The sequence below is a fragment of the Streptomyces sp. NPDC042201 genome (assembly GCF_055582185.1).
This window is the reverse complement of the sequence record NZ_JBVJDS010000007.1, coordinates 326,184-345,840: the sequence shown is the minus strand read 5'-3', so window position 1 is coordinate 345,840 and position 19,657 is coordinate 326,184. Positions and strand designations below refer to the sequence as shown.

Annotated in this window: 16 protein-coding genes; 14 read left to right on the top strand and 2 right to left on the bottom strand. The window is 71.5% G+C overall.

The window, feature by feature from the left end:
- Positions 1-48 precede the first annotated feature (48 nt).
- The 8 genes from ACZ6MZ_RS19705 (at position 49) to ACZ6MZ_RS19670 (ending at position 9,610) form a co-directional block, all read left to right on the top strand.
- A complete protein-coding gene (locus ACZ6MZ_RS19705; protein ID WP_389787865.1) occupies positions 49-1,167 on the top strand; it encodes an ROK family transcriptional regulator in 1,119 nt (372 codons plus the stop codon).
- Between the two features lie 148 nt (positions 1,168-1,315).
- On the top strand, positions 1,316-2,656 hold the full coding sequence (locus ACZ6MZ_RS19700) for an ABC transporter substrate-binding protein (protein WP_469353258.1): 1,341 nt from the start codon (positions 1,316-1,318) through the stop codon (positions 2,654-2,656).
- An 11-nt stretch (positions 2,657-2,667) separates the two neighbouring features.
- The gene (locus ACZ6MZ_RS19695) at positions 2,668-3,666 is read left to right on the top strand and encodes a carbohydrate ABC transporter permease (protein ID WP_389787861.1); all 999 of its coding nucleotides are present in this window, start codon (positions 2,668-2,670) and stop codon (positions 3,664-3,666) included.
- 1 nt (position 3,667) lies between these two features.
- On the top strand, positions 3,668-4,570 hold the full coding sequence (locus ACZ6MZ_RS19690) for a carbohydrate ABC transporter permease (protein ID WP_384333051.1): 903 nt from the start codon (positions 3,668-3,670) through the stop codon (positions 4,568-4,570).
- 5 nt (positions 4,571-4,575) lie between these two features.
- Positions 4,576-5,841 carry a 6-phospho-beta-glucosidase gene (locus ACZ6MZ_RS19685; RefSeq protein ID WP_469353255.1) on the top strand — a complete coding sequence of 422 codons (1,266 nt, stop codon included), beginning with the start codon at positions 4,576-4,578 and terminating at the stop codon, positions 5,839-5,841.
- A complete protein-coding gene (locus ACZ6MZ_RS19680) occupies positions 5,832-6,842 on the top strand; it encodes an N-acetylglucosamine kinase (RefSeq protein WP_469353252.1) in 1,011 nt (336 codons plus the stop codon). Before ACZ6MZ_RS19685 ends, ACZ6MZ_RS19680 begins: the two co-directional genes overlap by 10 nt.
- 297 nt (positions 6,843-7,139) lie before the next feature.
- Positions 7,140-8,543, top strand: coding sequence for a hypothetical protein (locus ACZ6MZ_RS19675; protein ID WP_389787857.1), 1,404 nt, complete (start codon positions 7,140-7,142; stop codon positions 8,541-8,543).
- Positions 8,544-8,563: 20 nt separating this feature from the next.
- Complete coding sequence (locus ACZ6MZ_RS19670) at positions 8,564-9,610, top strand: glutamate ABC transporter substrate-binding protein (protein ID WP_389787855.1); 1,047 nt, start codon at positions 8,564-8,566, stop codon at positions 9,608-9,610.
- On the opposite strand, the gene ACZ6MZ_RS19665 is transcribed toward ACZ6MZ_RS19670, so the two are convergent.
- Positions 9,607-9,735, bottom strand: coding sequence for a hypothetical protein (locus ACZ6MZ_RS19665; protein ID WP_389787853.1), 129 nt, complete (start codon positions 9,733-9,735; stop codon positions 9,607-9,609). The two genes, ACZ6MZ_RS19670 and ACZ6MZ_RS19665, sit on opposite strands and share 4 nt — an antisense overlap.
- Here ACZ6MZ_RS19665 and ACZ6MZ_RS19660 point away from each other — a divergent pair.
- The 5 genes from ACZ6MZ_RS19660 to ACZ6MZ_RS19640 all read left to right on the top strand — a co-directional run bounded on the left by ACZ6MZ_RS19660 (position 9,725) and on the right by ACZ6MZ_RS19640 (position 17,992).
- Positions 9,725-11,056 carry a coiled-coil domain-containing protein gene (locus ACZ6MZ_RS19660; protein WP_389787852.1) on the top strand — a complete coding sequence of 444 codons (1,332 nt, stop codon included), beginning with the start codon at positions 9,725-9,727 and terminating at the stop codon, positions 11,054-11,056. The genes ACZ6MZ_RS19665 and ACZ6MZ_RS19660 overlap by 11 nt on opposite strands.
- 52 nt (positions 11,057-11,108) lie before the next feature.
- Positions 11,109-13,856, top strand: a complete 2,748-nt coding sequence (locus ACZ6MZ_RS19655; RefSeq protein ID WP_469353250.1) for a serine/threonine-protein kinase — start codon at positions 11,109-11,111, stop codon at positions 13,854-13,856.
- Positions 13,857-13,859: 3 nt separating this feature from the next.
- Positions 13,860-15,323, top strand: coding sequence for a PP2C family protein-serine/threonine phosphatase (locus tag ACZ6MZ_RS19650; RefSeq protein WP_469353248.1), 1,464 nt, complete (start codon positions 13,860-13,862; stop codon positions 15,321-15,323).
- Positions 15,324-15,417: 94 nt separating this feature from the next.
- Positions 15,418-16,776: a vWA domain-containing protein gene (locus tag ACZ6MZ_RS19645; protein WP_384188310.1), complete on the top strand. Its 1,359-nt coding sequence runs from the start codon at positions 15,418-15,420 to the stop codon at positions 16,774-16,776.
- Between the two features lie 49 nt (positions 16,777-16,825).
- On the top strand, positions 16,826-17,992 hold the full coding sequence (locus tag ACZ6MZ_RS19640) for an FHA domain-containing protein (protein ID WP_469353246.1): 1,167 nt from the start codon (positions 16,826-16,828) through the stop codon (positions 17,990-17,992).
- Here ACZ6MZ_RS19640 and ACZ6MZ_RS19635 read toward each other — a convergent pair.
- Positions 17,973-18,995 (bottom strand): methyltransferase domain-containing protein, encoded by a 1,023-nt coding sequence (locus tag ACZ6MZ_RS19635; protein WP_469353245.1) that lies wholly within the window; start codon positions 18,993-18,995, stop codon positions 17,973-17,975. The genes ACZ6MZ_RS19640 and ACZ6MZ_RS19635 overlap by 20 nt on opposite strands.
- A 148-nt stretch (positions 18,996-19,143) precedes the next feature.
- Between ACZ6MZ_RS19635 and ACZ6MZ_RS19630 the strand changes: the two genes are divergently transcribed.
- Entirely contained in the window at positions 19,144-19,548 is a 405-nt protein-coding gene (locus ACZ6MZ_RS19630; RefSeq protein WP_384188315.1) for a globin, read from the top strand.
- Positions 19,549-19,657: the final 109 nt, after the last annotated feature.

The window sequence follows — 19,657 nt, the reverse complement described above, 5'->3', positions numbered from 1 at the left end:
ACCGGATCATCCACTCCGTCGCCGGGGACACCGCGGGTACTGCGGGCCATGAACGACCGGGCCGCGCTCGATCTGCTCATCGCCCACGGTCCGCTCACCCGCACCAGGATCGGTGAGCTGACCGGCCTTTCCAAGCCCACCGCCTCCCAGCTGCTGACCCGGCTGGAGGCCGCGGGACTGGTCCGTACGACCGGCAGCCAGAGCGGCCGTCCAGGACCCAACGCCGTGCTGTACGAGGTGCACCCGGCCGCCGCCCATGTGGTGGCGCTCTCCGCGGGGCCCACCGGCATCGACGCCGTGGTCGCCGACATCACCGGCACGGTGGTCGGGACCTGCCGGGTCGAGGCGGAAGCCGTCGCGGAGGACGTGCGCCACCGTACCGCCCAGCTCGTCTCGGAAGCCGTGGACGGCGCCCTGCGGGAGGCCGGTCTCGGCCATGAGGACCTGCACTGCGCGGTGATCGGCACACCGGGCGCGATCGACCCGCACACGGGGCAGCTGCGCTACGCGCCGCATCTGCCGGGCTGGCACTCCCGCACCCTCCAGGCCGATCTGGCCCAGGTGCTCGGCACCCGGGTCTTCATCGAGAACGATGTGAACCTCGCCGCCATCGCCGAGCAGTACGAGGGCGCCGCGCAGGACCACGACGATTTCGTGCTCGCCTGGCTCGACGAGGGTGTCGGCGCCGCGATCGTGCTGAACGGCACCCTGCTGCGGGGCGCCACCGGCGGCGCCGGGGAGATCGGCTACATGCCGCTGCCCGGCGCACCGCTCGCCCGCGGCGGCGCGCGGGACTGGGCGGGGCCCGACGCGGGCGGCGGCTTCCAGAGCCAGGTCTCCTCCCCCGCCGTACGGGACCTGGCCGGCGGCCTGCCGCTGGCCAAGGCCCTCGCCGACGAGGCCGTACGCGACCAGGTCGCCCGCATGCTGGCCACCGGCCTCGCCGCCGTGGTCGCCGTGGTCGACCCCGAACTCGTCGTGCTCTCGGGAGCGGTGGCCGAGGCCGGCGGCGAGGCGCTGCGCGAGCGGGTCGAGGCCGAGCTGACCGGGCTCGCGCTGCCCCGGCCGCTGCTGCGGATCAGCGATCTGGACGGCGACCCGATCCTGACCGGAGCGCTGCGGACCGCCCTCACCCACGCCCGTGACGCGGTCTTCGACACCACCTGACCCCCGCACCCCACCCAGCACCTGACTCCCCGCCCGGCCCACAAGCCCACCCCCGACCCACCACCCACCCACTCATGCCCCTTTTATGCCACTTGCTTCCCCTCTCGCGACCCCCTCCCCCGTCCCCTCCCCGTAAAGGAAGTCCGCCATGGCGCGATGGCGTATACGCACCTGCGTGTCCGCGGCACTCGCCGCAGCCGCGCTGCTGTTGGCCGGCTGTGCCAATCCCAGCACCGGCAGCAACACCGACGACCCGACCGCGCCGGTGACGCTGAAGTTCTGGCACGGCTGGTCGGCGGCCGGCGAGGTGAAGGCGATCAACGCGAACATCGCCCGCTTCGAGAAACTCCACCCGAACATCAAGGTCGTCTCCACCGGCAATGTCGGCGACGAGACGATCAACCAGGCACTGCGCGCCGGTGGCAGCGGCGCGCCCGACGTGGTCACCTCCTTCACCACCAACAACGTCGGCCAGTACTGCTCGTCCGGCATGTGGGCCGATCTCGACCCCTTCCTGAAGAAGAGCGGGATCGAGAAGGCGAAGGTCTTCCCGAAGACCCTGCTGGACTACACCCAGTACGAGGGCGTCCAGTGCGCGATGCCGCTGCTCGCCGACGCGTTCGGCATGTACTACAACAAGGACGCCTTCGACGCGGCCGGGATCAGCCGGCCGCCGCGCACCATGTCCGAGATGAAGGCCGACGCGGTCAAGCTGACCGAGCGGAACAAGGACGGCTCGCTCAAGCGCGCCGGATTCATGCCGAACTTCCAGCTCTACCAGAACGCCCCGGACCGGATGTTCGCTCAGTGGGGCCCGAAGTACTTCACCGCCGACGGCAAGGCCCAGCTCGCCGACGAGCCCAAGACCGAGCAGTTCTTCTCGGCGATGAAGGACCTCTCCGACGCGCAGGGCGGCTACGGCGCCATGGAGAAGCTCCGCGGCACCTTCGGTGACGAGATGTCGTCGCAGAACGGCTTCCTGACCGGCAAGCTCGCCATGCATCTGGACGGTGAGTGGCGCGGGCTGATGCTCGACGACGCCAAGGCGAAATTCAACTGGGCCGTGGCGCCGCTGCCGGTCCCCGACGACCAGGCCGACACGTACGGCCGCGGCTATCTGACCGGCACCGTCGCCGGTATCGCGCACAGCAGCAAGCACCAGAACGCGGCGTGGGAGCTGATGAAGTTCCTGACGATCGACACCGGCTCGGTGGTGAGCTTCGCGAACGCGATCCACAACGTGCCGTCCACGTTCGCCGCGCTCGAGTCACCCGACCTGGACTCGGACCCGTCCTTCCGGCAGTTCCTCAAGATCGCGCAGAACCCCTACAGCCAGGCGGTCCCGCCGTCCAACAACGGCGGCCAGTACATCAACTCGTTCGGTGACTTCTCGCAGTCCGTCGAATCGGGCAGGACGCGCGACCTCCACAAGGCCCTGAAGGAACTCGACGACCAGATCGACGCCGACAACCTCCAGTCGGAAAACTGAGGAGCCGAGCCATGGCACTGTCACTCTCCACCTCGGCGGACACCGCCAGGGCCGGGGCCGAACCGGCCCCCGGCAACACCCCGCTGCGCCGCAAGCGCAACCGCCAGCGGCTGCGCACCCTGGGCTTCCTGTCCCCCTGGCTGGTCGGCTTCTCGGTCTTCTTCGCCTATCCGCTGCTCGCCACCGTCTACTTCTCGTTCATGCACTACAACCAGATCAAGGCGCCCACCTTCGTGGGCCTGCGGAACTGGAAGTACGTGCTGGAACAGATGCCGCTGTTCGGCCCCGCGCTGTGGAACACCCTGTGGCTGGTCGTCGTGATGGTCGCGCTGCGCGTGGTCTTCGGCCTCGGCATCGGCCTGCTGGTGACGAAGATCAAGTCGGGCGTCGGACTGTTCCGTACCGCCTTCTACATCCCGTATCTGGCGCCGCCGGTCGCCGCGACCGTCGCCTTCGTCTTCCTCCTCAACCCGTCCACGGGACCGGTCAACGAGGTGCTGGCCTGGATCGGCATCCACGGCCCGAACTGGTTCAACGACCCGAGCTGGTCGAAGCCCTCGCTGGTGCTGCTCTCCCTGTGGGGCATCGGCGACCTGATGGTCATCTTCATGGCCTCGCTGCTGGACGTGTCCAAGGAGCAGTACGAGGCCGCCGATCTGGACGGCGCGGGCGCCTGGTCGAAGTTCCGCTACGTCACCTGGCCGGCGATCACCCCGATCGTGCTGTTCGCCGTCGTCACCGGGGTCGTACAGACGATGCAGTACTACACCCAGGCCCTGGTCGCGGGAAAGCTCGCCTCCGGCGTCTCCATCGGCCCCGGCACGGTGATCCAGCCCGGCTACCCGGACCACTCCACCCTGACGGTCCCGCAGCTCGTCTACTCACTGGGCTTCCAGAACTTCAACACCGGCGCGGCATGCGTGCTCTCGCTCGTGCTCTTCGCCATCGCCATGGCCGTCACCCTGCTGCTGATGCGCAAGAGCGTCGGCCTCATCCCGGCGGAGGACTGAGATGACCACCACCACCCTGAATCCGCCGGCCACCGCGGCGCCGAGCCGCCCGAGCGGCCCCGAGGCCGCCAGACAGCGCCGCAAGCGCGCGCTGAACTGGATCGCCGTCCACTCCGTGGCCCTCGCGCTGGCCCTCTTCTTCGTCCTGCCGTTCGTGTTCGTCTTCCTCACCTCGGTGATGAGTGACGGGCAGGCGCTGAGCGGCGAGCTGTGGCCCTCCTCGTGGCACTGGTCGAACTACTCGACGGTGTTCCACACGCCCGGCTTCCTCACCTGGTGGCGCAACTCGCTGGTGTACGCGCTCCTGGGCACGGTCTTCACGGTGTGCTCGTCAGTGCCGGTGGCCTACGCGCTCGCCAAGTTCCGCTTCCGCGGCCGCCGGACGGCGATGCTCCTCGTCATCTCGACGATGATGCTGCCGCCGCAGGTCATCATCATCCCGATGTACCTGGTCTGGGCCCAGCAGTTCCACCTGTCGGGCTCGCTGTGGCCGCTGATCATCCCGATGGCGTTCGGCGACGCGTACTCGATCTTCCTGCTGCGGCAGTTCCTGCTCACCATTCCCTCGGAGTACATCGAGTCGGCGAAGGTCGACGGCTGTGGTGAGCTGCGCACCCTGCTCAAGATCGTGGTCCCGATGGCCAAGCCCGGCATCGCCGCCGTCGCGCTCTTCCAGTTCTTCTACTGCTGGAACGACTACTTCGGACCGCAGATCTACGCCGCGCAGAACCCCGGCGCCTGGACCCTGAGCTACGGCCTGGAATCCTTCAAGAGCGCGCACGCGGTCAACTGGAACCTGACCATGGCCGCGACGCTGCTGGTCATGGCGCCGGTCATCATCGTCTTCTTCTTCGCACAAAAGGCCTTCGTAGAAGGCGTCACGCTCACCGGAGTAAAGGGCTGAGAACCATGAAGCTCGCTGTCGTAGGCGGAGGATCCACCTACACACCCGAACTCATCGACGGATTCGCACGGTTGAGGGACACTCTGCCGATCGAGGAACTCGTACTGATCGACCCCGCGGCCGACCGGCTGGACCTGGTCGGCGGGCTGGCCCGGCGGATCTTCGCCAAGCAGGGACACCCCGGTCGTATCACCACCACCTCCGACGTGGACGCGGGCGTCGCGGGCGCCTCGGCGGTGCTGCTCCAGCTGCGGGTCGGCGGACAGGCCGCGCGCAACCAGGACGAGACCTGGCCGCTGGAGTGCGGCTGCGTCGGACAGGAGACGACGGGCGCCGGCGGCCTCGCCAAGGCGCTGCGTACGGTCCCGGTCGTCCTCGACATCGCGGAGCGGGTCCGGCGGGCCAACCCGGACGCCTGGATCATCGACTTCACCAACCCGGTGGGCATCGTGACCCGGGCGCTGCTGCAGGCCGGCCACAAGGCCGTCGGCCTGTGCAATGTGGCGATCGGCTTCCAGCGCAAGTTCGCGAAACTGCTGGAGGTCGCGCCCTCCGAGGTGTACCTGGAGCATGTGGGGCTGAACCACCTGACCTGGGAGCGCGGGGTGCGCCTCGGTGGTCCCGACGGCGCCGACGTGCTGCCCAAGCTGCTGGCCGAGCACGGCAACGCGCTCGCGGACGAGCTGCGTCTGCCGCGTTCGGTGCTCGACCGGCTCGGGGTCGTGCCCTCGTACTACCTGCGCTACTTCTACGCGCACGACGAGGTCGTACGGGAGCTGGGCACCAAGCCGTCCCGGGCCGCCGAGGTGGCCGAGATGGAGAAGCAGCTGCTGGCGATGTACGGCGACCCGGCGCTGGACGAGAAGCCGGAGCTGCTGTCCAAGCGCGGCGGCGCCTTCTACTCGGAGGCCGCGGTGGATCTGGCGGCGTCGCTGCTGCGCGGTGGCGGCAGCCCGGTCCAGGTCGTCAACACGTACAACAACGGCACCCTGCCGTTCCTGGCGGACGACGCGGTGATCGAGGTCCAGGCCCGGGTGGGCACGGAGGGTGCGGTGCCGCTCGCGGTGGACGCGCTGGACCCGCTGTACGCGGGCCTGATCGCGCATGTCACGGCGTACGAGGACCTGGCGCTGGAGGCCGCGCTGCACGGCGGCCGCGACCGCGTCTTCAAGGCGCTGCTGGCGCACCCGCTGATCGGCCAGCACGCGGACGCGGACGCGCTCACCGACCGGCTGATCTCGCACAACCGGGAGCATCTCGCGTGGGTGTGAGCACTGCCGGTACGGCGGCGGGGCGCGCGAGCGTCCTCGCCGTCGACGCCGGGAACAGCAAGACCGATGTGGCCGTGATCGGCGCCGACGGTTCGGTGCTCGGCACGGCCCGCGGGGGCGGCTTCCAGCCGCCGGTCGTAGGGATCGAGGCGGCGATCGACTCGCTGGCGCTGGCGGTCGCCGAGGCCGTCTCGGCCGCGGGGCTGCCGGAGCGGGACTTCGCGGATCATGTGTCGGCCTGTCTCGCCAACGCCGACCTCCCGGTGGAGGAGCGGGAGCTGGCCGAGGCCGTGCAGGCGCGCGGCTGGGGCCGTACCACCGAGGTACGCAACGACACCTTCGCGGTCCTGCGGGCCGGTCTGCCGAGCGGCGCGGAGCCGCGGGGCGTCGCCGTCGTCTGCGGCGCGGGGATCAACTGTGTGGGCATGCTGCCGGACGGCCGTACCGCCCGTTTCCCCGCGATCGGCCGGATCTCCGGTGACTGGGGCGGCGGTTCGGGTCTCGCGGAGGAGGCGCTGTGGTTCGCGGCGCGGGCGGAGGACGGCCGCGGTGAGCCGACGGAGCTGGTGCGGACCCTGCCGGGGCACTTCGGTCTCGCGTCGATGTACGAGCTGATAGAGGCGCTGCATCTGGGGCACATCCCGTTCCTCCGCCGGCACGAGCTGACGCCGGTGCTGTTCGCGACGAGTGCGGCGGGCGACGCGGTGGCCGGGTCGCTGGTGGACCGGCTGGCCGAGGAGGTCGTCGCGCTGGCGACGGTCGCGCTCGGCAAGCTGGATCTGCTCGACGAGGAGGCGCCGGTGCTGCTGGGCGGCAGTGTGCTGGCGGCCCGTCATCCGCGGCTCGACGACCGGATCGGGGAACTGCTCGCGGCCAGGGCGCCCAAGGCGGTCGCCAGGGTCGTGACGGCGCCGCCGGTGCTGGGCGCGGCTCTGCTGGGGCTGGACCGGGTACGGGCGAGCGCCGAGGCGCACGCCCGGCTGGGGGCGTCCTACGCCTGATCCGACCCCGGTGCCTCCAACACCGGTGCGTTCGCCCCCGGTGCCTCCGACCTTGGTGCCTCCCGCCGTCTGACGGCTCATCCGAACGCGTACGAAGACCCGTGATCGGGAACCGATCACGGGTCAGTGGCGTATTCATGGTGGGGAGAGCGGACGGCCGCGGCGGGCGCGACAGGAGGAAGATCCAGTCAAGCCTTGTGCAGTTGTCGGTCCCTGCGGCCATACTGCTGGCCTGGGACTCGTCCCCCACCCGCCGGGGGCGGGCCGCCGTCGTCAAATGACCGAGGGGGAGGTCACGTGACTTACCCGCCGAATGTGCGCCCCGCGCCACCATCGGCGCCCACGCACGCGCCGGCGCAACCGCCCGTACAGCCACCGGCTCCGCCGCCCGCGCGCCACAGCGCGTGGACCGAGACCACGGAGCGGCTGCGCGCGGCGGCGATGACCGAGCCCGGCCGGCTGAGGATCATCGGGGCCGCACTGGCGCTGCTGGTCGTGGCGTTCGGGGCGGTGACGGCATGGGAGGCCGCCGACCGGTTCTCCGCCGCCGACGACGTGGTGAGCCACAGTCAGCCGCTGAGCGCGGACGCGGCGGACATCTACCGCTCGCTGGCCGACGCCGACACGGCCGCGGCGAGCGGCTTCCTGGCGGGCGCGCAGGAGCCGCCGAAGGTGCAGCAGCGCTATCGGGACGACATCGAGAAGGCGTCCGGGCTGCTGGTCAAGGCCGCGGCCAACACGGACAGTTCCAGCGACTCGGCCCGGCAGATCGCCACGCTCAACGAGGGGCTCCCCCGCTACACCGGTCTGATCGAGCGCGCCCGTGCCAACAACCGGCAGGGACTGCCGCTGGGCGGCGCCTATCTGCGGTACGCGAACCAGCAGATGGCCAACGAACTGCTGCCCGCGGCCGAGAAGCTGTACGCGGCGGAGACGGACCGGCTCGCCCGGGACAACGACGACGCGCGGCTCTGGCCGTTCGTCTCCCTGGTGATGGGGGTGCTGGCGTTCGGCGGCCTCTTCTGGGCCCAGCGGCGCAACTACCTCCGGACGAACCGGGTGTTCAACCAGGGCCTGCTGGCCGCGACCGCCTCGGCCACGGTCCTGCTGCTGTGGCTGGCCGTCGGGCAGACCGTCGCGCGGGCCGAGCTGAATACCGCTCAGGTACACGGGCAGGAATCACTGAAGGTCCTCAACGACGCCCGGATCAACTCCCTCAAGGCCCGTGCCAACGAGAACCTGACACTGGTGGCGCGGGGCGCCGTCCTCACGGCGGACGGTAAGAACGACAAGTACGAGACGGACTACAACACGGGCATGGACAAGCTCAGCACCGCGCTCGGCGAGGCGAAGAAGCTCGCCGACGACAGCGCGGGCGGCAAGCCGGTGGACGACGCGATCTCCTCGGTCGCCCAGTGGCGGGAGCGCCACACGTCGGCCAGCAAGACCGACAAGGCCGGTGACTACGAGGGCGCGCTGAAGAAGGTCATCGGCAGCGAGGAATCCACCGGGCAGTCGTTCGACCAGGTGGACACGGCGCTGCGCAAGGCGCTCGTCCAGGAGCAGCGGGAGTTCACCCGGGCCGCCTCGGACGGCCGGGGTGCGCTGACCGGACTGGCGGTCGGAGCCGGGGTGCTGGCCCTGGTCGGTGCGGTGGGCGCCATCCTGGGCATCGGCCGCAGGCTTTCGGAGTACCGGTGAGAGGCGGAGGGATGACTTCCATGGACAGGCCCCGCCGGTCCCGCGGGCTCCGCCCGTTCGACAGGCTCCGGGGCTGGGGCGGTGTCTCCGCCATGGCCGCCGCCTGCGTGCTGACGGCGTCCCTCACCCTGCTGCCGCTGTCCCACTCGGTCGCCGAAGGGCCGGGGGAGTCAGGACAGCGGATCGCCACGGCCATGCCCGCCAAGGCCGACGAGTGCACGGAACCGGAGGCCAGCCTCCCGGCCTCCGGCGAGGACGGCGCCACCATAGAGAAGATCAAGGCCCGTACGAACAGGAAGCTGATCGTCGGTGTCGACCAGAACAGCTACCGCTGGGGTTACCGCGACCCGGCCACCGGCAGTCTGGAAGGCTTCGACATCGATCTGGCCCGGGCCATAGCGAAGGACATACTCGGCGATCCGGACGCCATCATCTTCCGCGCCATCCCCACCAATCAGCGGGTCGGGGCGCTGGAGAACGGCACGGTGGATCTCGTCGTCAGGACGATGACGATCAACTGCGCCCGGATCAAGCAGGTCGCCTTCTCCACCGCCTACTTCCAGGCGGGCCAGCAGGTGCTGGCCCCCAGGGACTCGACGGTCACCGGCTACGACCGGTCGCTCGCCGGGAAGCGGGTCTGCTCCGCCGAGGGCTCGACGGCGTACGAAGCCCTGGAGAAGCAGTCGTACGGCGCGGAGTTCAAGGACGAGCACGACGGACAGCCGGCCGACGAGGACCGGCTGACGGTGCCCAACCAGCTCGACTGTCTGGTCCGGCTCCAGCTGGGCGAGGTGGACGCGGTGGTGACGGACAACGCCCTCGCGGCAGGTCAGGCGGCCCAGGACCCGGCGGTCGAGCTGCAAGGAGAGCCGTTCACCGTCGAGTACTACGGCGTCGCCGCCAAGCTCGGCAACGACGACCTGATACGCCGGGTGAACAAGGTGCTGGAGGGGTATCGCGCAGGCGGGGCGAACAGTCCCTGGATGACGTCGTACCGGAAGTGGCTGGAGGCGGGCCTGCCCGGAATAACCGCACCGCCGGGCGCCAAGTACAAGGAGAACAGCTAGTTCCGCCGGACCTTCCGGTCCTGCGAGAGCTGCCGAAGCTTCCAGTGCTGCGGGACCTTCCAGTGCTTCCAGTCAGTCGTACGCGTCGTACGGACAAGAGCGGAGAGGTGATCGATGGGCGCCACGGGCTCCTTCCCCGACTCGACGGGGAGTCCGCCGGGACCGGTGATGGACCGGGACGAGGTGGACCGGGCTCTGGCACGCCTCGAAGCGGAGCACGAGGCGATCGAGACCTCGCTGCTCGCCCTGCAGGACCACGCGGGCCGCAGACTCCTCGAAGGGGCCGCGCTCACCGGGGTCACCAAGGACCGCTGGGCCGACGCCGAGCAGTCGATCACCCTGCTGTGGACGTACTTCGACCACTACGCCGCGGCGCTGAGCGGCGCCCGTGAGGCGCGCGCCAGACGGCGCTGGCCGAACCGCGACGATCTGGTGGAGCTGACCGAGACGCTGCGCGGCCGCGGTGTGACCATCGCGGGCACCGCCGAGCACCAGCCGCCGTCCCTCACCGGTCCTGCCAAGCTCTCCGAGCACTTCACGCTCGCGGAGCTGGTGTCCCGGATGAACGGGCTGTACGCGCGCTCGCTGGACATGGTCGTGGCCGCGGACTCGGTGTGGTCCGCGCTGCCCGCCCGGATCGATCTGCTCTCCGCGGAGCTGCAGCGCACGCGCTCGCTGGCGCACTCCGTCGGCGTACGGCCCGGGGAGCACCCGGCCGGCGACGACCTGGAGTCGATCACCCATGAGCTGAGCGCCCTGCGCGCCCAGGTGGTCTCCGATCCGCTGGCCTTCTGGCGTCCCGCGCCCGGCAGTTCGGCCCCGGGCGGCGGCCGTCCCGACACCGAGCGCTACGACCGGGCGGCCCGCGCCCTGGAGGACGTACGACGGGAGATCGAAGCGGTCCTCGCGGTGCGCCAGGACTCGGAGGAGCGGCTGATGCGGCTGCGCGACGTGCTGTCGCGCGCGGACCGTACCCTCGCCGAGGCGCGGTCGGCCCGCGGTGAGGTGCTGGCGAAGATCGCGGCGTCCGAGGTACCGGCCGTCAGCGGTCCGCCGACCGTGCTCCACGAGCGGCTCTCGACCGCGGCGGAGCACCGCAGGCATGCCCAGTGGCACCGGCTCTCACCGCTGCTGGAGTCGCTGGAGCGCGACGCCGAGGACGAACTGCTGCGTGCCCGCGAGTCCTTGACGGCGGTCACGGCGCCGCTCGCGGTCCGCGCGGAGCTGCGCGGCCGGCTGGACGCGTACAAGGCGAAGATCGCCCGGCACGGCATGGCCGAGGACCCGGTGCTGATCGAGCGGTACGACGCGGCCCGCAGGATGCTGTGGAGCGCGCCGTGCGATCTGCGCGTCGCCGAGCAGGCGGTGCTGCGCTACCAGCAGGCCGCGGCGGAGATCCTGGTCCCGCGCCGGCCGGAGCCCACCGACCGCAGGGGGGACGCGTGAGAGCGGCGACGGGACGTGCGGCGAAGAGAACAGAAGGCGAACGGGGGGACCGATGAGCGCGACGAACACATGCCAGCGCCCCGGCTGTGAGGGCTCGTACGAAGACATGGGCGGCGGTGAGCTGTACTGCGACACCTGCGGTCTGGCCCCCGTCGTCTCGCCCAACGGCGTGCTGTCGTCACCGCCCACCGGCATCACCGGCGGCGGCAGGGGCAGCGGCGGCTCGGGCAGGAGCGACTCCGCGCGCTCCTCCTCCCGGGCTTCCTCCCGGGCCTCCTCACGCTCGTCGACCTCACGGCGTTCGGTCTCCGGCCGGCTGTCGCGCGCACTGTCCGGGCGGCTGACCTCCCGGTCGGTGTCGGTGCGCAGCTCCGGTTCGTCCACGGCCGCGTCGGGGCGCAACCGGCTGGGCGCGGGACTGGTCTCCGTACCGGACGTGCCGCGTCCCGACCCGCGCTCCGCGGTGATGGCGAACCCGGAGGTGCCCGAGCGCAAGCGGTACTGCTCGCGTTCCGACTGCGGGGCGCCGGTGGGCCGTGCCCGCGGCGACCGGCCCGGCCGTACGGAAGGGTTCTGCACCAAGTGCGGGCACCCGTACTCCTTCGTGCCGAAGCTGCACGACGGCGACATCGTGCACGGGCAGTACGAAGTCGTGGGCTGTCTCGCCCACGGCGGGCTCGGCTGGGTCTATCTCGCCATCGACCGCGCCGTCTCGGACCGCTGGGTGGTCCTCAAGGGCCTGCTCGACACGGGCGACCAGGACGCCATGGAGGCGGCGATCTCCGAGCGCCGCTTCCTCGCGGAGATCGAGCACTCCAACATCGTCCGTATCTACAACTTCGTGGAACATCTCGACCAGCGCACCGGCTCCATGGACGGCTACATAGTCATGGAGTACGTCGGCGGGAAGTCGCTGAAGGAGATCGCCAACGAGCGGCGCACCGGTGCGGGAAAGCGTGATCCGCTGCCGGTCGAGCAGGCCTGCGCGTACGGCATCGAGGCGCTGGAGGCGCTCGGTCATCTGCACAGCCGGAATCTGCTCTACTGCGACTTCAAGGTCGACAACGCGATCCAGACCGAGGATCAGCTCAAGCTCATCGACATGGGCGCGGTCCGCAGGATGGACGACGACGAGTCGGCGATCTACGGAACCGTCGGGTACCAGGCGCCGGAGGTCGCGGAGACCGGTCCTTCCGTGGCCTCCGATCTGTACACGGTGGCCCGCACCCTGGCGGTGATGACCTTCGACTTCCAGGGCTATACGAATGTGTTCGTGGACTCGCTCCCGGACCCCGACAACATCGATGTCTTCCGGACGTACGAATCCTTCTACCGGCTGCTGGTGCGGGCGACGGACCCGGATCCGGCGCGGCGGTTCTCCTCGGCCCAGGAGATGGCTGAGCAGCTGACGGGCGTGTTGCGGGAGGTCGTCGCGCTGCAGACGGGCCGGCCGCGGCCCGCGCTGTCGACGCTGTTCGGCCCCGAGCTGCGGGTCACGGACACGGAGCTGTTCGCGGAGCTGATGGAGGACGTCTCGCGGCTGGGCGCGCGCGTGGAGCCGGCGCCGGGCGGCGGGAGGTTCGGCCGTCGTACGAAGGCGGTGGCCGCGGCCCCCCACGGCCTTCCTCCGGTGCCCGCCCTGCCGCCGGGCGTCGGCGCGGGCGCTCTGCCGGCGCCGGGAGCACGGCCCGGCGTTCCGGGGGCCGGCGGCCTCGACCCGGCGGCCCCTGCCCCTTCCCCGGGCGCGGCAGCGGTGCCGTACGCGCACGCGCAGCCCTTTGTCCCCGCTCCCCGCGCCGGAGGCACCACGGGTACGGCCGCACCGGTGAACGGCACGGGCGCGCCCCTGCTCGCGTCCCTCGACGCGCGGGCGACCGCGCTGGCGCTGCCCGTACCGCGCGTCGATCCGAACGATCCGAACGCCGGGTTCCTGGCCGGTCTGATGGCCTCGGCACCCGCCGAACTGATCTCCGCACTGGCCGCCGCCCCCACCGACTCGGTGGAGCGCAGACTGCGCGAGCTGCGGGCCCGGCTGGAGATGGGTGAACCGGCCACGGCCGCCGAGGCGCTGAGCGCCCTGGAGGCACGCCGCCCTGACGACTGGCGGGTCGTCTGGTACCGCGGCATCGCCTCGCTCGCCGCGGGCGACGACGAGATCGCGGCGCTCTCCTTCGACGCGATCTACGACGCGTTCCCCGGCGAGCCGGCCCCGAAGCTGGCGCTGGGCGTCTGCGCCGAGGTGCTCGGCCAGCTGGACAACGCCGCAGAGTATTACCGCCTCGTCTGGACGACCGACCCGAGCTATGTCAGCGCCGCGTTCGGCCTGGCCCGGGTGCAGCTGGCCGCCGGTGACCGGGTCGGTGCCGTACGGACGCTGGAGTCGGTGCCCGAGGCGTCGATCCATTACACGGCGGCGCGGGTCGCGGCCGTACGGGCCCGGCTGCGCCAGCGAGGCCCGCACGCGCCGGCCCCCGGCTCCGGCGCGCAGCCGCCGCTGATCGACGATCTGACAGCGGCTGCCCAACAGGTGTCCGCGCTGCAGCAGTTCGGTCTGGACGCGGTACGGCGTGAACAGTTGTCGACAGAGGTACTGGGCACGGCCCTGGACTGGGTACTCTCCGGTAGTCCCGGGTCCAGTCCCGTACAGGCCGTGCTGCTCGGCAGCGAACTGGACGAGCGCGGCCTGCGTTTCGGACTGGAACGCTCGTACCGGGTGCTCGCCCGGCTCGCTCAGCGCGGCGAGGAGAGGATCGAACTGGTGGAACGGGCCAACCGTTTCCGCCCCCGGACGTGGGTGTGATTGATGTCCCAGATGCCCCAGTCGGCCGGTCGGCCGACATGCCCCGGCTGCACGGAGCCGCTGGAGTCCGGCGACCTGTTCTGCGGCGCGTGCGGATACGACCTGTCGGCCGTACCTCCACGACCGGACGACCATCCCACCATCGTCATGACCGGCGCCGGGCAGACGCTGCCCGGCACCCCGGTCGCCGGTGTGGAGTGGCCCCCCGCCACCGGAAGGGACGGCTCGGACGCCCACGCGCCGGTGCATCTGCCCGGTGAGCTGCCGGGGGTGGACTCGGGCGGCTCAGAACTGCCTTCTCAGTCGGGCGACTTCGAGCTGCCCGCGCCAGGGACGCCGGTGCCGGAGACGTCCACCCCTGGGGCACCCGCTCCGGCGACGTCCGCTCCCGGGAACGCCGCTAACGCGTCGGGTTCCGTGGTCCGGGACGCCTCGGCCCGGGACACCGCTGGCCCGGTCCCGGCCGATCCGGCCTCGGCCGGCCCCTGCGCCGATCCGCGCACCGCGGATCCCGCCCACGCGTCCCACGCGGGCAGCAAGCTCTGTGTGGCCTGCCGCGCGGGCCGGGTCGACACGGACGGCTACTGCGAGAACTGCGGCCATGCCCAGCCGCGTGAGCGTGACCATGTGGAGCAGGAGCTCGGGGCGGTGGCCGCGGTCAGCGACCGCGGACTGCGCCACCACCGCAACGAGGACGCGTTCGCCGTGTCCTCCGCCGCCCTCCAGGACGGTTCACCCGCCGTGGTCGCGATCGTCTGCGACGGCGTGTCCTCGGCGACCCGGCCCGACGAGGCCTCGGCCGCGGCGGCCGCCTCGGCGAACGAGTCCCTGCTCGAAGCGCTGCCGCGCGGAACGCATCCGCAGCAGGCGATGCACGAGGCGATCGTCGTGGCCGCCGAGGCGGTCAACTGCCTCGCCACCCACCCGGGCGGCGCGACGGCGCGCGATCCGCACCCCCATCAGAACGCCCCCGCGTGCACGATCGTCGGCGCGGTGGTGGCGAGCGGCCTGCTGGTCGTCGGCTGGATCGGCGACAGCCGGGCGTACTGGGTGCCCGACGACCGCGGCGGCCCGCCCGCCCGGCTCACCGAGGACGACTCCTGGGCCGCGCAGATGGTCGCGGCCGGCCTGATGAACGAGGCGGAGGCGTACGCGGACGAGCGCGCCCACGCCATCACGGGCTGGCTCGGCGCCGACGCGTACGAACTGGAGCCGCACACGGCGTCCTTCAAGCCGGACCGCCCCGGTGTGGTGGTGGTCTGCACGGACGGTCTGTGGAACTACGCGGAGGGTGCGGACGAGATGGCCAGGGCGCTGCCGGCCGACGCCGCGGAACGCCCGCTGCACGCGGCTCAGGTGCTGGTCGGGCACGCGCTGGACGGCGGGGGCCACGACAACGTAACAGTGGCCGTACTGCCGTTCGCCGTGCCGCCGCAAGGGGCAGGATCCGCCTACAACACGGCGTGAGCACCACTCTGTCCGACCTCGACCCCCCATGCCCGTTTCGCTGACCCCTTTTTCACTTGTCTCTGCTGTGTGGAGCGTCAAGGAGCCGATACAGATGGCGAACTTCTCCAAGTCGAACGTGCCGCAGTTCTCCGTCGACGTGTACCAGAACGAATACCTGCCCGAGGGCGGGCGCGAGGTCAACGCGATCGTCACGGTCACGTCCACCGGGGGCGGCACCACCGGCGGAGTGCCACTGGCGGGATCCTCGTCCACTCCCTCGGCGCTGCCCGGCCACAGCCCGAACGCGGCCGTGGTGATCATGGTCGACTGTTCGGGCTCGATGGACTACCCGCCGACGAAGATGCGCAACGCGCGCGATGCCACGGCGGCGGCCGTCGACACCCTGCGCGACGGCGTCGCCTTCGCGATCGTCGGCGGTACGCATGTGGCGAAGGAGGTCTTCCCGGGCAACGGGAGGCTCGCCGTCGCCGACACGCAGACCAGGGCCCAGGCCAAGGAGGCGCTGCGCCGGCTCAGTGCGGGCGGTGGCACGGCGATCGGCACCTGGCTGCGGCTGGCCGACCGGCTGCTGGCCACGGCCGATGTCCCCATCCGGCACGGCATCCTGCTCACCGACGGCCGTAACGAGCACGAGTCCCCGGAGGACCTGAAGGCCGCGCTCGACACCTGCGCGGGCCGCTTCACCTGTGACGCCAGGGGCGTCGGTACGGACTGGGAGGTCAAGGAGGTCACCGGCATCGCCTCCGCACTGCTCGGGACCGCCGATATCGTCGCCGATCCGGCGGGCCTCGCCGCGGACTTCACCCAGATGATGGAGAACGCGATGGGCAAGGAGGTCGCGGATGTGGCGCTGCGGCTCTGGACGCCCGTCGGGGTGGAGATCGGCTTCGTCAAGCAAGTGGCGCCCACGGTCGAGGAGCTGACCGGCCGGCGCACCGAGGCGGGGCCGCGGGCCGGGGATTATCCGACCGGTTCCTGGGGCGACGAATCCCGCGACTACCACGTATGCGTGAAGGTCCCGGAGGCCGGCATCGGTCAGGAGATGCTGGCCGCGCGGGTCTCGCTGATACTTCCCGCGCCGGGCGGCGGCGCTCCCCAGGTGCTGTCACAGGGGCTGGTCCGCGCGGTGTGGACGGACGACATGGCGGCCTCCACCTCCATCAACCCCCAGGTCGCGCATTACACGGGCCAGGCCGAACTGGCACACGTCATCCAACAGGGCCTGGATGCCCGTAAGTCGGGTGATTTCGACGGCGCGACCGCGAAACTGGGGCGCGCGGTGCAGCTCGCCGCCTCGTCAGGGAACGCCGATACGGCGAAACTGCTTTCGAAGGTGGTGGACGTGGTCGACGCGGCGACAGGTACTGTGCGACTGAAAGCGAAGGTCGCCGATGCGGACGAGATGACCCTCGAAACGCGCTCGACCAAGACCGTACGCGTCAAGAAGTAGCAGCGAGCAGCGGCCTGCGGGCCGGACGAGGAGAGGGGGAAGCGCCGACATGCCGACCTGCCCGAACGGACACCAGTCGGGTTCCGACGACTGGTGCGAGGTCTGCGGCCATCGCATGGCCGGTCCTGGCGCTCCCACGGGCGCCGTGCCGCCCCCGCCGCCGCCCGCGCTCGGCTACGGCTATCCCCAGGGCCAGGGCCCTGACGCCACCGCCCAGGCCGAGCTGTGCCCGCAGTGCCGCACCCCGCGCGAGCCGATGGCTCCGTTCTGCGAGGAGTGCCGCTGGAACTTCCTGACGAACACGGCGACGTCGTACACCCCGCTGGCTCCGCAGCAGCCCGGTCCCGGCGGTCCCGGCGGCGGCCCTGGTCCGGGTATGGGCAGTCCCGTCCCCGGGCTGAATCTGCCGCCGGGCTTCCAGGCCCAGCAGCCGCCCCGGCCGCACGACCCGTACGAGTACCAGAGCTCGCGGCCCTCGCAGCTGAACCGGCCCGCCGAGCCGCTGACGCCCGACCGGCCCTCGCAGCAGGACCCGCACCGGCCCGACGCGCACCGGCAGGGCCCGCATCAGCAGGGCCCGCCGCCTCCGCCGCCGTACGTGCAGCAGGGTCCGCCGGCGCCGCCCGCCTTCCCGCAGCAGTCCTCCGCCCCGCCGGCCCCGCCGCAGCCCCGGCGGACCGGCGACGACGACTGGATGCTGCCGCCGCCCTCGTCGCACCAGACACCGCAGTTCCCGGCCCCGCAGACACCGCAGCACCAGACACCCCAGCACCAGACCGCGCAGCCCCCGGCGCCGCAGCCCCAGACCCCGGTGAGCTGGACGGCGGTCGTCGGCCCGGACCGTGAGTACTTCATGGCGATGATGCAGCGCAGCGGCCCCGAGGCCACCGGGCTGAATCTGCCGGCTTACTCCCCCGAGCAGCGCCTCCCGCTGGGCGGGAACCAGGTCACCATCGGCCGCCGCCGCCACTCCACCGGCGAGTCCCCCGACATCGACCTGTCCGTGCCGCCGGAGGACCCGGGCGTCTCGCACCAGCACGCGGTCCTGGTCCACCAGCCGGACGGCAGCTGGGCCGTGGTCGACCAGAACTCCACCAACGGCACCACGCTCAACGGCGCCGAGGACCCGATACAGCCCTATGTCCCCGTCCCGCTCAAGGACGGCGACCGGGTGCATGTCGGCGCCTGGACGACGATCACGATCCGCCGAGGCTGAACCCGCCGGGGCCCAGGGGCCAGAGGTACGGCCCCGAGGGGTCGTCCAGCCAGGCCCACTGGCGGTCTCCGGCGACGGTGACGCCGAACCGCTCGCGCTCCGGGCGCCGCTCGCGCTCCCACAGGGAGAGCGCCTCGTGCGGATCCAGGCTGCCCGAGGTCAGCGCGAGCAGGAAACGGAAGAGGTCGTTCTCGGCCGTGCGCCTCGGCAGTCCGCCGAGGGGCCGCCGCGCCGTAGGACCGCCCCCGGGGACGCCTCGTAGCGGTACGAAGAACGCCGGGGTGTGCAGAAAGCGTCCCTCCGCGCAGCGGCCGTCTGCGCCGTCGCCGACCCGTAGCGCGATCAGTCCGGTGGCGAGCGGCGCCAGGATCCGTGCCCCCGGCCGGCACTGCGCCAGCCAGCCGGCCGGCACCGACGGCAGGGTGCAGGTCGCGATGATCCGGTCGAACGGCGCGCGCTCCGGGACGCCGCGCGCTCCGTCGCCGGTGAAGACGGCGGGGCGGTAGCCGGCCGCCGCGAGATGTGTGCGGGCGGACTCCGTGATCTCCGGGTCCAGATCGATGGTGGTGACGAGCTTGTCGCCCAGCCGGTGGGCGAGCAGGGCCGCGTTGTAGCCGGATCCCGCGCCGATCTCCAGGACGCGGTCCCCGTCCCGTACATCCAGCTCCACCAGCATGCGGGCCATCAGGGAGGGCTGGCTGCTGGACGAGATCAGCTCACCGTCGCGGACCCGGGTCGCGAGCGGCCCGTCCGCGTACGCCCCCCTCAGCCAGCGCTGCCGCCGCGCCGCGTCGGGGTCGCCGCTCCACAGCCGGTCGTAGCCGCCGGGACGGCTGACGAAGTAGTACGGCACGAAGACATGGCGCGGCACCTCCTCGAACGCGGCCCGCCAGGCCGGATCGTCCAGCGCCCCGGATGCCGCGATCTCCTCCACCAGCACGGCGCGCGCCCGCGCCGCGGCCGCGTCGTCCGGCCCGTACGCCTCGTCACGGTGTGCGCCCATCCCTCCACTGTCCTGGGTGAGCGGTCCGGAAGCGAGTGGGCCCGGCGGGTGGCCCTGATGCACAGACCCGGCGCACGGGCACCCGGTCCTGGGTCGGACAGGACCTAGGACCGAGGTCCTCGGCCGGTGCGTCTGAGACCATGGACGGGTGAAAGAGATTCCGCACGGCACGCTTCAGGAGCAGACCTTCTACGAGCAGGTCGGCGGCGAGGAAACCTTCCGGCGCCTGGTTCACCGCTTCTACCAGGGGGTCGCGGAGGACCCGCTGCTGCGGGCGATGTACCCGGAAGAGGACCTGGGCCCCGCGGAGGAGCGCTTCACGCTCTTCCTGATGCAGTACTGGGGCGGTCCCCGCACCTACAGCGACAACCGCGGCCACCCCCGGCTGCGGATGCGCCATGTCCCGTTCGCCGTCGACAAGGCCGCGCACGACGCCTGGCTGAAGCACATGCGGGTGGCGGTCGACGAGCTGGGACTGTCCGAGGCGCACGAGCGGCAGTTGTGGGACTACCTCACCTATGCCGCCGCCTCGATGGTGAACACCCCGGGCTGAGCTGCCCCCCCATTACCTTTTTGGTGGCCCCGCAACGGGGCTCCCGGCCTCCGGGTCCGGCATGACTTCCCCCCTTGTTGACCATGATCCGGGGGGTGGTGTCACCGGG